Raw genomic sequence first — 14,912 nt, 5'->3', positions numbered from 1 at the left:
CGGAATCATTGTGCCGGCGTGCCGTACACGCTGACCTCAGTGAGGTGGAACGACAGGTTGGCGGTGTTGTGCGTGCCGACCACCCGGACGTAGCGGGCCTTAGCCTCAGTGGTCAGGGTGTCTCCGGCGTCGGTCGCGGCGCGGGGGCCACGGCGGCCGCCGAGGGTGTGCCAGGTGACGCCGTCGAGGCTGCCCTCCAGCCGGTACTCGTAGTAGCGCCCGCCCCCGACATAGTTGCGCACGTTGACCCGTGAGATGTCGTTGACCGTCCCCAGGTCGACCTGCCACCAGGTGGTGTCCCAGGTCATCTGGCTGGCGAAGTACGGCGAGTTGCCCCGGTTGCCGTCGTTCGCGTGCTCGGGGCCCCGGTTCGGCTCCGAGCTCAGCGCCGTGACCGGTTTGCGGAGGCTCTGCAGCGTGTCCCGCGCGCCGTCGCGTGCGGTCGGCGGGGTCGGTGCGGGATCGGTCAGCACGGCGATCGCCTGGTGGCCGGTGTTCCGGTTGGCCGCGCTGACGAACAGACCGGCGTCGAGCGTGACGCCCGCGCCCGGGACGCGGGCCGACCCGATCACCGACCAGTTCTCGCCGTCGCTGCTGCAGGAGCCGGTCAGCCGGTCGCCGGACCTGCCGATGCGCACGCGTACGGGGGGTGCGAACCCGCCTGCTTCTGCGTACGAGTCGAGCTGCCCGTCGCCGTCGGAATCCCAGCTGAACACGCAGCCGTGACCGGGGGTGACGGCGATGTTCGCGTAGCCGCCGGACCCGGGGGCGGCCAGGTCGTCGCTCACCACCAGCCCGGACCGGGTCCACTCCGACGAGCCGTCCTGCCGCAGCACCGTGCTCGCGAGCTGCTGCCCGTCGGCCAGGGCGTCGGGGCGGTAGGCGGTGGCCAGCTCGTTGGTCTCCCGCCAGAGGTCCGCGCCACCCGCCACGATCGCGATCCCGTCGCTTGCGGGAGCGAACTCGGCCGGCGTGTTGCTCATCGTCCGGTACGACGCGGGCGCGGCTCCGGCGATCAGCAGCCGGGTCGAGGCCGTGTCCTGCCGGGCGACGTCGCCAGATCGCCAGGAAGCGGTGACGTCCAGCGCCGGGGCAGCGCCCGGCGCCTCGCCGGCGGGAACGGTCACCGTCCACGTCACGGTGAGCTTGCCGCGCGGGGCGACGTGGTCGGCGCCTGCCGGGGAGGTCGCCTGCACCTGGTATCCCTGCGGGGCATCGAGCCGGAGCGTCACCTTTCCGGTGGGCCGCAACGTGTTGTCGTTGGCGAACACGGCGGTGACCTGTACGGTCCCACCCGGTTTGACGCCCCTGCGGTCGACCCCGACGGTCACCGCGCCGTCCGGCAGCGCGGCCACCCTGCTCGCCTCGAGGTAGGCGTCGCCACGTGGCTCGGCGGCCAGCCGGGTGCCGGCCCTGGCCCAGTCGCGGGCCACGGCCGGCCAGTCGATCGGCTCGGGATACTCCTTGCCCGAGCGCAGCGCGCTCTTCAAGCTGTCGAAGAACAGCTGCCACCGCTTCGCGTAGTACTGCCCGACGAGGCCGTTCATCTCCCTGCGGGCGTAGTCCTGCAGCCGGGCGCCGGCGGCCCAGAGCGTGACCAGCGACTTGAGGTTGTAGTCCAGGGTCGCTGCTTCCGCCGGAGTGGCGGCCTGCCGGCGGGCTTCCTTCTGCCACACCCCGAGCAGGAAGTTCTCGTCGGTGCCGAGCAGCCGGTCCATCAGCCGCAGCTGGTCCATCCACTGGCCGGTGAGGCGCTCGAAGCGCCCGAGATCCTTCGCGCGGTAGGCGGCGCGGATCCTGGGCAGCTGCAGCCGGCTGTGGTTGGCCAGCACCTGCCGGGCGACGTCGACGAGGTCGTAGCGGTACGCGCCGGAACCGCGCAGGCTCGGGTCGACCTGGAGCAGCTCGTCGAGCGCCTTGTCGAAGGTGGCGATGTCGTACTGCAGCGGGTAGCCGGTGTTCGCCAGACCGGGCTCGTCGTCGTACAGGCCGGTGACGTGCCGGGTGTCGGCGCCGGCGGGCCAGCTGTAGACGGTGTCGAGGAGGATCTGCCAGGCCGCCTTGGCGTGCGGATCCTGGCCGCCGTACCGGGCGGTGGCGTAGTCGTCGAACCACTTGCGCATGTCGACCGGGCCGTCCTGCCACGGCATGTCGGTGAAGAACGCGACCGCGGCCGGGTTGTTGTCGATGGCCTCCGGCATCAGCGCGATGCCGTTCATCGCCGTGCCGGGCTTGCCGCGCCAGGCGTGGAACTTCTCGTTCCACACCGTCAGCCGGGCGCCGAGGTTGAAATGGCCGCCGAAGTTCCAGATGGTGCCGAACGCGTACCCGGTGCCGAAGAAGTCCTTGTCCCGGTCGGTGGTGCCGGATTCCTCGCTGATGCCGTCGACGATGAACATCTTGGTGCGGTCGATGGCCTGGAGCGTCGCCGGCAGCGGGTTGCGCTGCCAGCCCAGGATCGTCCAGAGCGCGTTGGGGTGTGCGGTGTTCAGTGCCCGCTGCACCGCTTGTGACGCCTGCGCGACGTCGACCGTTCCGGCTGTGCCGCCCTCGTGCAGCAGGTCCATCTTGTACATCGTGCTGGGACCGAACAGCCGGGTCTGCACCCGGTAGAACGTGGCGGCGACGCGGGCGAAGAGCGGATCCGTCGGGTCGAGCCAGTGGGGGCGTTCGAGCTGGTTCCAGGTGCCCTGCGGGACCGTGTTGGCTCCCGGGTTGCGGTCCTTGAAGTCGGTCGGCACGGTGCCGAAATAGCCGGGCAGCGCGGGGACCATGCCCAGCGAACGCAGGCGGTCGGCCATCTTGCGGCCGAGTTCGACCCGTTGGTCGATGAGTTGCTGGGAGATCGGGCTGTCGGTGCAGCACATGTTCTGCAGCAGCCACCAGGCCTGGTGGCCCGGCTGCGGGATCCACTCGCGCATCTGCTGGTCCGAGTAGCCGAACTCCATGAAGGTGCGCTGGTAGACCGCCTCCTGGCCCTCGTAGACGAGCACCTCGTTGATGCCGTGCAGCGCGAGGACGTCGATCCGCCGCTGCCACTCCGGCCAGCTCAGGTACGGCCCCGCGTAGCCCTGGTTGGTGTCGTTGAGGGCGAAGCGGTGATCCACCGAGGAGTCCTTGGCGATGGGCGCCGCGGGTAAGGGGAGGCGCTGGGGCAGGTCGACCTGGGAGCCGTTGATCGAGACGTCGGCGTGTGCCACCTGGCGCAGGTAGTGGCCGAACCCGGTCAGCTGAACCGCGGGCGTCGTGCCGGCGACGACGAGGCGGCCGCTGTCGGCGTACACCTCGAACCGGTCCCGGCCCGCGCCCTTGTCGATCGCGCGCAGGGTGACCTGTTTGGCGCGCGATGTCCCGATCAACCGTTCCAGGGCCTGCGCCGCCGGGCTGTCGAGCCGGGCGGCCGCCTCGGCCACCGCCCCGGGCTGGGGGACGAACGGGACGGCGAGCATCGTGAGCAGGACGGCGAGCACGGTCAGATATCGCGGTAAAAGGACCGCGGGGCTCTGCGGTTCGCGGGACCGGGTCATCGGGGCGGCCACCTCCGAAGGGGGGTGAGTAAGGGGGCCTATTATGTAAAGACTTTTCGTAAACTCTCTGCGAAATATACTGAGCCGCAGGCGATCGAAGGTCAAGATCTCGCGACGGATGTTCATGAAACGGACAGCGAGGGGCGCGGATGCAGGAGGAACGGCCGGCGGGTACGCCGGTGCTGCGCAGGATGAACCGGGCCGCGGTGCTCGACGCGGTCCGGCGGCGCGCGCCTGAGCCGGTGCGGCTGGCCGAGCTCACCCGGCTGACCGAGCTCACCCGCCCGACGGTCGCCCAGGCCGTGGAGGATCTGCTGGCCGGCGGCTGGCTGCGGCAGCACGCGCCGCGGCCAGGCGGCGGACGCGCCACGGTGGGCAGACCGGCGACGCGGTTCTCGCTGAACGGCCGCGCGGCGCCCGTGCTCGGTCTGGACGTCGGCCCGCACACCGTGACGGCGGGGATCGCCGACCTGGCCGGTGAGCGCCTCGCGGTGATCCGCCGGGCGGTCAGCCGTCGTGACGCTCGGCACCTGCTCGAGGCGGTCGATGAGGCGACGGGTGCGGCGCTGGCGACCGCCGGCGTGGCCGCCGGGCAGATCAGGGCGGTCACCGCGGCGACCCCGGGCATCGTCGAGGTGACCACCGGCCGGGTGCTGTTCGCCCCGAGCGTGCCGGGCTGGTCGGAGATCGACCTCGCCGGCCGCCTGCGGGCTCGGTTCAGCTGCGCGGTCACGGTGGAGAACGACGCGAACCTGGCCGCGCTGGCGGCCGCCCACCAGCGCACCGGCGCGGGCACCCTGCTCGCGGTCCAGTGGGGCGAGCGGCTCGGAGCCGGTGTCGTCATCGACGGGCGGCTGCATCGGGGGGCGGGCCAGGCAGGTGAGATCGGCTTCATCCGCCCGAACGCTCACCTTCCGGACGCTCGCCTTCCGGACGCTCGCCTTCCGGACGCGGCCGGGGACGGTCGTGGGCCGCTGGAGCGCGCGATCGGCGCCGAGGCGATCGTCGATCTCGCCCGCCGCCGCGCCGCGGAGCATCCGGAGTCCGGGCTCGCCCGCGCGACGGACGCGGCCGCCGTCTTCGCGGCCGCCGCCGGGGGTGATCCGATCGCCGCCGAGGTCGTCGACCGGGTCGCCGCCGTCTTCGCCGAGGCGGTCGCGCCCGTCGTGCTTGTGCTGTCCCCGCACGCGATAGTGATCGGCGGTGGCATCGCCCGAGCCGGCTCGGTCTTGCTGGAGGCGATCGCCCGGCACCTCGAGGACCTGACCCTCACCCCGCCGAGCGTGGAATTGTCGGAGCTGGCCGAGGGCACTGTGCTCACCGGCGCGATCCAGATGGCCCTGGACGAGGTGTGGCGCGACACCCTGACCGTCTGCTGACCTCAGGAAGCGCGGATCAGGAAGGCGCGACCGAGGCGGCGGCCCCGGTCACAGGAGCTTGTCCAGGGTGATGGGGAGGTCGCGGATGCGCTTGCCGGTGGCGTTGTGGACGGCGTTCGCCACGGCCGCCGCCGCTCCGACGATGCCGAGCTCGCCGATGCCGCGGGCGCCGAGGTCGCTCAGCAGCGTGTCCGGATAATTCAGGAACTCCACATCTATAGGAGGAATGTCGGCGTTGACGGGGACCAGGTAGTCGGCCATCGTGGCGTTGCCGAACCGGCCCGTCTCCGGCTCGATCCGCAGGTCCTCCAGCAGCGCCTGACCGATCCCCATGACGATGCCGCCGACGATCTGGCTGCGGGCCGTCCTGGCGTTGACGATCGTGCCCGCGTCCACCACGCACAGCCACCGCGTGACCCGCGGCTCCCCGGTCCACCGGTTGACCCGCACCTCGCAGAAGTGCGCGCCGAACGACCTGAACGCGTGGTCCTTCACGGGGTTGCGCGGCGAGGTCGCGGTGGCCTCGACGGCGGGCACGCCCAGCAAGGTCAGCAGCTCGCCGAACGGCATCCCGCGCCCACCGGCCCTGACCTCCCCCGCCGAGAACGTGACCTCCCGTCCGTGGAACGGCGACTTCTCGTGCTCGGTCGCGAGCTTGACCATCGCCTCCTTGGCCGCGTCGGCGGCGAGCCGCACGGCCGGCCCGTTGGTGGAGGTGGAGCCGGAGCCGCCCGCGTTGGCCGCCGGCGGCGTGGCGGAGTCGCCGAGCACCGGCACGACCCGGCCGGCCGGGATGCCGAGTGCGTCGGCGGCGAGGACGGCGAAGACGGTGGACTGTCCTGTGCCGAGGTCGGCCGCGGTGCCCGACACCACGGCCCGGCCGTCGTCGCGGAGCCGTACGTTGATCGACGCCTGGCCTCGGCCCGCGCCGTAGGTCGCCGTCCCCATGCCGAGGCCGACCAGCCAGTCGCCGTCGGTGACCGCGCCGGGCCTGGAACTGCGCCGCGACCAGCCGAACCGCTCGGCGCCCAGCGTGTAGCACTCCGCCAGGTGCTTGCTCGACCAGGGCAGCCCGTTGGCCGGGTGGATCGGGGTGTCGTTCTTCATGCGCAGGTCGAGCGGGTCCATGCCGAGCTCGGCGGCCAGCTCGTCCATGGCGCTGTCCAGCGCGAAGGAGCCGTTGGACTCCTGAGGGGCGCGCATGATCGTGGTGACCGGCACGTCCAGGGTGACGACCTTCCTGCTCACGTGCAGATTGGCCGAGCCGTACAGGGCCAGGGAGAGGTTGGCGACCTGCTCGTAGAAGCCGTTCGATGCCGACTTGCTGGAGACGCCGTCGTTCTTGACGGCGATGAGCGTGCCGTCCCTTGCGGCAGCCAGCGAGACGGTCTGGGTGGTCACCGGCCGGTGCCCGACCACGGTGAACACCTGCTCGCGGGTGAGGACCGTCCTGACCGGGCGATCGAGGGCGCGGGCCGCCGCCACGGTCAGCGGGGTGTGCGCCCACATGCCCCACTTGTTGCCGAAGCCGCCCCCGACGTACGGGTTGATGACATGGATCAGCTCCGGGTCGATGGCGAGCGTCTCCGTCAGCCGGTCCACGACCAGCCGTACGCCCTGGCTCGCGGTGTGGACCGTGAGCCGGTCCCCCGTCCAGAACGCCACGGTGGCGTGCGGCTCCATCGCGACGTGGGTCTCGGCGGGAGTGGTGTACGTGGCGGTGACAGTGACGTCACCGGCCGCCAGCGCCTCGTCGATCGAGGAGACACCGGGTGCCAGCACGTCCACGACGGGCGTGCCGCCCGGCGGCGGGGTGGCGCCCGGCAGGCCGTCGGCGAAGGACGCTCTGGGGCGTTCGGCGCTGTAGCGGGTGCTCACCAGCGCTGCGGCGTCCCTGGCCTGCTCGAACGTCTCCGCCACGACCAGTCCGATGGCCTGGCCGTAATAGCGGACGCCGGTGTCCTGCAGTGGCGGGGTGAGCTCGGCGTTCTCCTCCTTGGCGTAGGGGTGCAGCTCGAGCGGGTTGAACGGCGTGTAGATCGCGATCACTCCGGGCGCCTTCTTCGCCAGGGCGGTGTCCATGGCGAGGATGGAGCCGCGCGCGATCGTGCTGGTGAGCAGGTAGCCGTGGGCTAGACCGTCCGGGTGGTTGTCGCCCGCGTAGAGCGCCGCGCCGGTGACCTTGACGGGGCCGTCCTCCCTGTCCACCGACCTCATCACGGGCCTCATCACGGGCCTCATCACGGGCCTCATCGCGCGCCTGCCAGTTCCGTCAGGGCGCGCAGGATCACGCGCTGTACCAGTGTCACTTTGAATGCGTTGCCGGCCAGCGGGCGCGCGCCCTCCGCGGCGAGCCCGGCCGCCGTTTCGCGGCTCTGACCGGCGCGCAGCGCCGCCTCCACAGCGGGCAGCCGCCAGGGCACGGTCCCCACGCCGCCGACCGCGACCCGGGCATCGTGGACGACGCCGTCGCGAAGATCGACCGCCACGGCGGCCGAGGCCAGCGCGAACTCGTACGACTGACGGTCGCGTACCTTGACGTAGCGGGAGTTCCCGGCCCACGGCAGGGGCGGCACGATCACCTCGGTGATGAGCTCGCCGGGGCGCAGCCGGTTCTCCACGTGCGGGGTGTCGCCAGGCGGCAGGTAGAAGTCCGCCAGCGCCACCGTCCGCTCGCCGCCGGCGCCGAGCAGCCGTACGGACGCGTCCAGCGCGACCAGCGCCACGGCGACGTCGCTGGCGTGTGTGGCGACGCAGGAGGTGCTCGTGCCCAGGATGGCGTGGCCTCTGTTGTCGCCGGTCCGCGCCGGGCAGCCACTGCCTGGTGTGCGCTTGTTGCACGGCGTCGCCACGTCGCGGAAGTAGCCGCAGCGGGTGCGCTGCAGGAGGTTGCCGCCGATGCTGGCCATGTTGCGCAGCTGCGGTGACGCGCTGAGGAGCAGCGCCTGCGAGATGAGCGGGTAGTGGGTGGCGACGGCGTCGTGGCGGGCGATGTCCTCCATCCGCTCAAGCGCGCCGATGCGCAGTCCGTGCGGTCCGAGCCGGATCCCGTGCAGCGGGAGGCGGTTGATGTCGATGACCTGCTCGGGGGCGAGCAGGTCGAGCTTCATCAGGTCGACCAGCGTGGTGCCGCCGGCCAGGAAGGCCGAGGCGTCCCCGGCCAGGCGCAGGGCGTCGTCGATGCCGCGCGGCGCGGCGAAGCCGAACGCGCGCATCAGGCCCGCGCCTGCTTCACGGCCTCGACGATGTACGGGTAGGCGCCGCAGCGGCAGACGTTTCCCGACATGGCCTCGCGGAGCTCCGCGTCGGTCTTCGCATGCCCCTCGCGCAGCACGGCCACCGCCGACATGATCTGCCCCGGCGTGCAGAACCCGCACTGGAATCCGTCGCAGTCGATGAACGCCCGCTGCACCGGGTGCAGCCGGTCGCCCTCGGCGAGGCCCTCGATCGTGGTGACCTCCCGGCCGTCCATCATGGCCACGAGGGTCAGGCACGACAGCACCCGCCTGCCGTCCACGTGCACGGTGCAGGCCCCGCACTGCCCGCGGTCGCAGCCCTTCTTCGTGCCGGTCAGCTCCAGCCGCTCCCGCAGGGTGTCGAGCAGCGTCGTCCGTGGGTCCACGCGGAGCCGCTCGGCGGTTCCGTTCACCGTGAACGCCACCTCGACCGTGCCGTCCGCGGCCTGTCCCGGCAAGCGCCGCCGGGCGAGATCAGCCTGCTCCATACGGCGGAACGTTAAGCTTTGCCCACCCCACCGGTCAAGAGCAGACATCGGATGATTATCACCTGCACTCCGTCCACCGAAGGGGCGGATGGCATGAAGTGCGGCTACTTCCTCCGATGACTGGCGGCACCTGAAGCAGGCTCAATCCCCACCGAGCGGATCGCGCCGCAGCACGAGCTTGGTGGTCCGGGTGCAGTACGCCTCGGGTGCCTGATCCCACTCGGCGGTCAGCGTGGTGACGCGTTCGGCGGGGAAACCGGTGCGACGCACCCAGTCCAGCAGCTCGGGCAGGATCGCGCGGGTGTGGGAGACGCCCAGGTGAAGGGTGGCGTCGGTCGCGTACATACGCATCAGCGGCACCCGGGTGCCGGTCGCCAGGTAGTAGCCGACCGCGGTGCAGATGCCTCCGGGCGCCAGAGCGCGCATGGCCTGCCGTACCCCCGAAGCCGTGGACGTGGCTTCGACGGCGACGTCGTAATCGCCTTCGGCTCGGGCGGGAGTGCGGGCGCCGAGGGAGGCGGCGAGTTGCCTGCGGTGCGGACTGCGGTCCACGTAGTCCACGACCGCGGCGCCGTGAACGGCCGCAAGTCCGGCCGCATACAGCCCGATGCTCTTGGCGCCGCCGCCGAGGATCAGGACCCGGCCGCCGGGCCGTACCCGGAGTGGCTGCACGACGGCCCGCCAGGCGTCTGCGAGGTTGTCACTGGCGGCAGCCACGCGCAGCGCGGGGATGCCGTCGGGGACAGGGACGAGCATGTGGTTGGCGTACGGCACGCGGAACCGGTCGGCGATCATCCCGCCCCATGGGCCGCAGGAGGGGCCGAAGCCGTAGGCGGCCAGGGTGCCGGCGGCGCGGGCGCACTTGGCGGTCAGACCCCGCAGGCAGCGTGGGCAGGCGCCGCAGGAGACCGCCCACGGCACGATCACCCGCTGGCCGATGGTCACGGCGGTCACGTCGGGTCCGGTCTCGACGACCTCGGCGACACATTCGTGGCCGATCGCGAAGGGGCCCTTGAAGGGCACATGACCGGCGATGTTCGCCACGACCGGGTCGATCAGGCCGAGGGTCAGGCCGGCCTGCATGACACGTGATACGGGGCGGTGGATCGGCACGGTGTCGCCGTCGCAGCGGCCGGCGATGAAGGGGCGGACGATGACGTCGTCGGGTTCACGCAGCCGGGGCTCCGCGGCCTCGTGCCAGGCCAGTCGGCCGCTGCGCTCGAATCTCAGCTCACGCATGCCATCCCTGCTATTACGATCGTTATATGGCAAGTTCACGGGATCGGGTCGTCATGGGGGCGGCCGATCTGATCCGGCGACGGGGGCTGGCCGGCAGCACCGTCCGCGATCTGGCCGCGCACTCCGGGGCTCCGCTGGGCTCGACCTACCACTACTTCCCCCGTGGCAAGCAGCAACTGGCCGCCGAGGCCGTACGGTATGCCGGTGACCTGGTGTCCACGGCACTGGCGGGCGAGCTGACGGCAGGGCCCGTGGCCGGGTTGCGCGCCTTCCTGGCCTTGTGGCGGCAGACGGTGCTCGACAGCGACTTCCGCGCGGGCTGCCCGGTGCTGGCCGTGGCGGTCGAGGAGCCGCCCGCCGAGGGCGAGGCCGAGGCGATCGCCGCCGCTGCCGCCGTCTTCACAGCCTGGGAGAGGCTGCTGGTCGAGGCGCTGCGCGAACACGGTGTCGCGGACGCCGGACCGCTGGCCACCTTGATCGTCGCCTCGGTGGAGGGCACGGTGGCCATGTGCCGGGCCAAGCGCGACATCCAGCCGCTGGACGACGTCGCGGCCCAGCTAGAGCAGCTGCTTACGGATCGCCTCGGCTCGCTCGGCTGAGAAGACGCCGCTGTCGAGCAGGTCCAGGATCGACAGCACGCCGCCCCGCGAGCCCCAGCTGCCCTCCTCGATCACCCGGAAGTTCACCCACCACCCCGGCGGGGCCTGTTCCAGCCCGCACGCCTCGGCCATGGCCGCCAGAACCCGCGTGATCACGTCCGCGCGGACGTCCGGGGCCCAGTCGGCCTCCATGACGGCCACGTCGATGTGCATGGCGTCGGCTCCCGAGTCGCTGAGCAGGACGCCGCCGATGGCCATCATGTCCGGCGCGGACTCGGCGAAGTGCACCTGGAAGCCCACCCGGGCGGCCTCGACGAACCGGCCGACCTCGGGCACCAGGACAGCGTCGGTAAGCGTGCGGGCCAGCCTGCGACGCTGCTCGCCGGTGAGCCGTCCGGCGGGTGCGGTAACGGTGATGACGGTCATTGGGCCACTCCTTCTATGACGCTCGTTATATTCCCACTATAACGAGCGTCATAGAGAATTCTGAGCAGCCGACCGGCGCAGTTGCGCGAGTTGGGGCTGACGCCATGAGCGACCCTGCGCCGCGCGGCAAGAGTGGCGCAGGCGAGGGGCGATGGCCCGCGCCGTGCGTAGGCCTTCACCCCTGCGTTATGGCCCGAGCTGGGTGAGCGTGGCGATGAGCTGGAGCATCCGCAACCCGCCCCTCACCCCCGTTGGTGGTGCGTGAGCAGTTGAGAGAGCAGGCGGATCAAGGTCCGCCTGTCCTCCGCCGGAAGCGGTCCGAGCAGGTCGTCCTGCACCTTGTCAAGCGCCCGGTCCATGAGTCGCAGTTGCCGATCACCCGCCGCGGTGAGGGTCACCATGTTGCGCCTTCGGTCATCCGGGTCCGGCGTCCGCTCGACGAGACCCTGCTCGGCCAGCTCATTGATCGCCGCCACGACGTCGCTGCGGTCCATGTTGCACCGGCGGCCAAGCGCAGCCTGGCTGGCCACCCCGAACTCGTCCAGCGCGGCCAGGATCCGGTAGTGGTAGCCACGCGCCCCCACCTCGCCGAAGCCGTCGGACGCCAACCGGTGGGCGTGCACTGCCAGCTGGGTGAGCAGCCAGCTTGGCTTCGCGGTCAATCGTGCGGGTGTCTCTTCCACGACAACCACCATACATCGTTGGCGTCGCCAATCAATCTATGTATAGTGGGTGGCGCCAACATTGGAGTCACCAACGAAAGGGATGTCATGTCCACGGAAACTTTGATCGCCGACCGCATCGAGATCGCCGACCTGTTCGCCCGCTTCGCGCGCCTGCTCGACGAAAACCGGTGGGAGGATGCGGACACCGTCTTCGCCGACGATGTGGCGGTGCACTCGCCGCGCGGGGGCGAACTCCGCGGCATCGACAAGGTCGTCGGCTTCATGCGACAGGGTGAGGTCGAGGGGCAGCACACCCAGCACACGACTACTGACCTGCTGGTGAACGTCGAGGGCGACCATGCGGCCGCCTCGGCGAACTCGCTCGTGTACTACTACCGCGACGGCCAAGCCCCCCACTTCACAGGCGGCCTGCGAATGACCTCCACCACCGTACGGACGCCGGCCGGCTGGCGATTCCGCGAGGTGCGGATCACGCCCGCCTGGACGCGCGAGAACTGATCTCTTTCCGGGAAGCTGTGGACATCCACGGGGATGTGTCACGCACCACCGGCAAGCACGTCATCTGTCCGAATGAATCCCCCTGGAGTCAAGACCATGATCAAGCCGTTCCGCATCGACATCCCCCAGACCGACCTCGACGACCTGGCCGACCGGCTTTCCCGTACCCGTTGGCCCAACGAGGTCGCCGACGCCGGGTGGGACTACGGCTTCCCGCTGGCGCGGCTCAAGGAACTGGCCGAATACTGGCGCACCGGCTACGACTGGCGCGAGCACGAGGCCAAGCTCAACGAGCTCCCGCACTTCACCACCGAGATCGAAGGCCAGAACATCCACTTCGTCCACGTCCGCTCTTCCAAGCCGGACGCGCTCGCGCTGATCCTCACCCACGGCTGGCCCGGTTCGTTCCTGGAGTTCCTCGACGTGATCGAGCCGCTGTCGCGCGACTTCCACCTGGTGATCCCGTCCATCCCGGGTTACGGCTTCTCCGGGCCGACCCACGAGCGCGGCTGGGATGTCGTCCGCGTCGCGCGGGCCTGGGCTGAGCTGATGCGCCGTCTCGGGTACGAGCGCTACGGCGCGCAGGGCGGCGACTTCGGCTCGGGCATCTCAATGGCGCTCGGTGCGGTGGCGCCCGAGCAGGTCGTCGGGGTGCACGTCAACTACCTGCCGACCCGCCCGGTCCCGGACGCCGACATCGAACTGTCCGAAACGGATGAAGCCCGGCTGGACAAGATCAGGCAGCTTATGGCCAATCGTCCGCCGTACCAGGCTCTGCAGGCCCTCACCCCCCAGACCATCGGCTACGCGCTGACCGACTCGCCGGTCGGCCAGCTGGTCTGGATCGCCGAGCGCTTCGCACACTGGACGGACCCCCGCTCGCAGATCAGTGACGATCGGATGCTCACCAACATCTCGCTGTACTGGCTTACCGCCACCGCGGCTTCCTCGGCACGGCTGCACCACGACGCTCCGCGGCGGATCGAGCCGTGCCCGGTGCCGGTTGGCGTGGCGGTGTTCGCGCACGACATCACGCAGTCGGTGCGACCGCTGGCCGAGCGGCTGTACGACATCAGGCACTGGTCGGAGTTCGAGCGCGGCGGCCACTTCGCCGCGATGGAGGTGCCGGAACTGCTCGCCGAGGACATCCGGGACTTCTTCCTCACCCACATCAAGCACGACTAGCGGGTCGCCACCCGCTAGGAGGCCTTCGGCAGAACTCCGACGCCGTCCTCGACGTGCGCGCCCCGCGCCGCGCTCCGGCGTGCTCCGGCGCGGCGTGCACCTGTGGGTGGCGGGTCGGGGATGGACGTGACCGCGGACGACCCGATAGCGAAGCCTTTCGTCATGCTGGCGGGTGGCCGGGAGTTCCGGCGGGACATGATCTCGGAGAACACCCGCGAGGGCGTGGTCGCCGCGGCCGGGGGTAGGTAGTAGTAAGTAGTAAATAGTAGGAGGTCAGCATGGTTTGACGTGCTCCTCCCTATGAACGAATGGAGAGGATTCTCATGGCTGCTACGCGGCCACCCCATACGGGGCGGTGTGGGTAGTCCCGCCATGAGTTGCTTGACGCTTCACCGGCCCCAGTGGTGCAGGGCCTCCACGTCCAGTGACCGCCCGTCCGGCGGCTGAGTTGTACCAGTACAACTGGGTGCGGGCGGCGTTGACGTCGGCGTTGCCGATCCACCCGCATGCTGTGTTCTTGCACACGAACCGGGACTGCGTCTGGCGCGACCCCTCGATGGTCGTGTGGCAGGCGTGGCATTCCTGGCTGGTGCCCGGCGCCGGGACGAAGACGACCTTCCCGCCCTTGGCGGTGGCCTTGTAGGTGAGGAACTCGGCGGTACGGCCCCATGCCTGGCTGGCGATGGCGCGGTTCAGACCGCGTTTTTGAGCGACGTTCCTGCCCGGCGCTTCGATGGTGCCGGAGGCGGCGGCCATCATGTTCCTGACCTTGAGGTATTCGAGCACGATGACGCTGAACCGGTCGGTGAGCTTGGCGGTGGTCTGGTGCTGCCAGTCGATGGCCCGGCGCTTGGCTTTCGCGCGCAGGCGGGCGATCTGGCCGTACGTTCTTTTGAGCCGGTTGCTGGTGGGCTGGCCGGGTTTGGCCGCTCGTTTCTGTCGGGCGGCTTTGCGTTCCAGGCGGAGCAGGCGCTCCTGTTCTCCGCCTGTCAGCCAGTCCTTGCGGTGGCGGATTTTCTCCCCGGTGGCCAGGGCGAGTGGGACGGTGATTCCCCGGTCGATCGCGGTTGGCGGCCCTTGGTGCGGGGCGGTGGGTGGCTGCATGGTCTGGGTGCGGAACACGATGTGCCACCCGCCCGTTTGCTTGACCAACCGTGCACCTGTGATCTTTCCGTCCGGTCCGCCTTTGGTGACCCCTGGCAGGTCTTTGGTCCACCGAAAGCGGACCCGGCCGAGCTTGGGAATGTTGACCGCGCCCCACCGCCGGTTGATCCGGGTGATATTCAAATCCCGGCCCTGAGGGACGTCCACGGCCATCCGGGAACGCAACCGGCTCTTGAACGTGGGCCGCCTGGCCGGATGGTCGGCGTTGAAGAAGTTCACCCACGCCTGCCGGTAGGTCTTCAGCACAGCCTGCGCCGCCTGCGCGGGCAGATCCTTCAGCCAGTCGATCTCCTTGCGGGCGACCCGGATGGCCTCGTCGCACTGAGCCAGCGACGCGAACCGACCCTGCCGGAAGGTGAAGAATTCGTGCAGCAGGTTCCACAGCACGCGCGCGTTGTGCGCCTGACCGTCCAGCACGGCGCTCTGCCGCGCGTCCAGGTCCAGGCGTGCCACATGAGCACGCGACCGTTTCTCCAGCTCCACGC

At 70.4% G+C, this 14,912-nt stretch carries 13 protein-coding genes; 5 read left to right on the top strand and 8 right to left on the bottom strand.

Annotated features, from left to right (window positions below; genetic code table 11):
- Positions 1-5 precede the first annotated feature (5 nt).
- Positions 6-3,527, bottom strand: a complete 3,522-nt coding sequence (locus tag ACIBVN_RS01195; RefSeq protein ID WP_397131327.1) for an alpha-N-acetylglucosaminidase TIM-barrel domain-containing protein — start codon at positions 3,525-3,527, stop codon at positions 6-8.
- A 149-nt stretch (positions 3,528-3,676) separates the two neighbouring features.
- On the opposite strand from ACIBVN_RS01195, the gene ACIBVN_RS01190 reads away from it, so the two are divergent.
- Entirely contained in the window at positions 3,677-4,906 is a 1,230-nt protein-coding gene (locus tag ACIBVN_RS01190) for an ROK family protein (protein WP_397131325.1), read from the top strand.
- Positions 4,907-4,954: 48 nt separating this feature from the next.
- On the opposite strand, the gene ACIBVN_RS01185 is transcribed toward ACIBVN_RS01190, so the two are convergent.
- From ACIBVN_RS01185 to ACIBVN_RS01170, 4 genes are all read right to left on the bottom strand, one after another.
- Positions 4,955-7,135: a xanthine dehydrogenase family protein molybdopterin-binding subunit gene (locus tag ACIBVN_RS01185; RefSeq protein WP_397131323.1), complete on the bottom strand. Its 2,181-nt coding sequence runs from the start codon at positions 7,133-7,135 to the stop codon at positions 4,955-4,957.
- A 20-nt stretch (positions 7,136-7,155) separates the two neighbouring features.
- Positions 7,156-8,121 carry an FAD binding domain-containing protein gene (locus ACIBVN_RS01180; protein WP_397131321.1) on the bottom strand — a complete coding sequence of 322 codons (966 nt, stop codon included), beginning with the start codon at positions 8,119-8,121 and terminating at the stop codon, positions 7,156-7,158.
- Positions 8,121-8,630, bottom strand: a complete 510-nt coding sequence (locus ACIBVN_RS01175) for a (2Fe-2S)-binding protein (protein ID WP_397131319.1) — start codon at positions 8,628-8,630, stop codon at positions 8,121-8,123. Before ACIBVN_RS01175 ends, ACIBVN_RS01180 begins: the two co-directional genes overlap by 1 nt.
- A gap of 141 nt (positions 8,631-8,771) precedes the next feature.
- Complete coding sequence (locus ACIBVN_RS01170) at positions 8,772-9,869, bottom strand: zinc-binding dehydrogenase (RefSeq protein WP_397131317.1); 1,098 nt, start codon at positions 9,867-9,869, stop codon at positions 8,772-8,774.
- A 26-nt stretch (positions 9,870-9,895) separates the two neighbouring features.
- Here ACIBVN_RS01170 and ACIBVN_RS01165 point away from each other — a divergent pair, with 26 nt between their 5' ends.
- Entirely contained in the window at positions 9,896-10,468 is a 573-nt protein-coding gene (locus ACIBVN_RS01165) for a TetR/AcrR family transcriptional regulator (RefSeq protein WP_397131315.1), read from the top strand.
- On the opposite strand, the gene ACIBVN_RS01160 is transcribed toward ACIBVN_RS01165, so the two are convergent.
- Positions 10,427-10,894, bottom strand: coding sequence for a 4-oxalocrotonate tautomerase family protein (locus ACIBVN_RS01160; RefSeq protein WP_397131313.1), 468 nt, complete (start codon positions 10,892-10,894; stop codon positions 10,427-10,429). The genes ACIBVN_RS01165 and ACIBVN_RS01160 overlap by 42 nt on opposite strands.
- Before the next feature lie 242 nt (positions 10,895-11,136).
- The gene (locus ACIBVN_RS01155; RefSeq protein ID WP_397131311.1) at positions 11,137-11,577 is read right to left on the bottom strand and encodes a MarR family winged helix-turn-helix transcriptional regulator; all 441 of its coding nucleotides are present in this window, start codon (positions 11,575-11,577) and stop codon (positions 11,137-11,139) included.
- Between the two features lie 87 nt (positions 11,578-11,664).
- On the opposite strand from ACIBVN_RS01155, the gene ACIBVN_RS01150 reads away from it, so the two are divergent.
- From ACIBVN_RS01150 to ACIBVN_RS01140, 3 genes are all read left to right on the top strand, one after another.
- Positions 11,665-12,078 (top strand): nuclear transport factor 2 family protein, encoded by a 414-nt coding sequence (locus ACIBVN_RS01150; protein WP_397131309.1) that lies wholly within the window; start codon positions 11,665-11,667, stop codon positions 12,076-12,078.
- A gap of 96 nt (positions 12,079-12,174) precedes the next feature.
- Positions 12,175-13,263 carry an epoxide hydrolase family protein gene (locus ACIBVN_RS01145; protein ID WP_397131307.1) on the top strand — a complete coding sequence of 363 codons (1,089 nt, stop codon included), beginning with the start codon at positions 12,175-12,177 and terminating at the stop codon, positions 13,261-13,263.
- 120 nt (positions 13,264-13,383) lie between these two features.
- Positions 13,384-13,512, top strand: coding sequence for a hypothetical protein (locus ACIBVN_RS01140; protein ID WP_397131305.1), 129 nt, complete (start codon positions 13,384-13,386; stop codon positions 13,510-13,512).
- An 81-nt stretch (positions 13,513-13,593) separates the two neighbouring features.
- Here the strand turns inward: ACIBVN_RS01140 and ACIBVN_RS01135 are convergent, their stop codons facing one another.
- Positions 13,594-14,910: an RNA-guided endonuclease InsQ/TnpB family protein gene (locus tag ACIBVN_RS01135; protein ID WP_397131303.1), complete on the bottom strand. Its 1,317-nt coding sequence runs from the start codon at positions 14,908-14,910 to the stop codon at positions 13,594-13,596.
- Between the last annotated feature and the right edge of the window lie 2 nt (positions 14,911-14,912).

Origin of the sequence: Nonomuraea sp. NPDC049400, from assembly GCF_044466425.1 — a bacterium.
Lineage (GTDB): Bacteria > Actinomycetota > Actinomycetes > Streptosporangiales > Streptosporangiaceae > Nonomuraea.
Note: the sequence above shows the minus strand (reverse complement) of the source record. Positions and strands in the feature narration are given on the sequence as shown.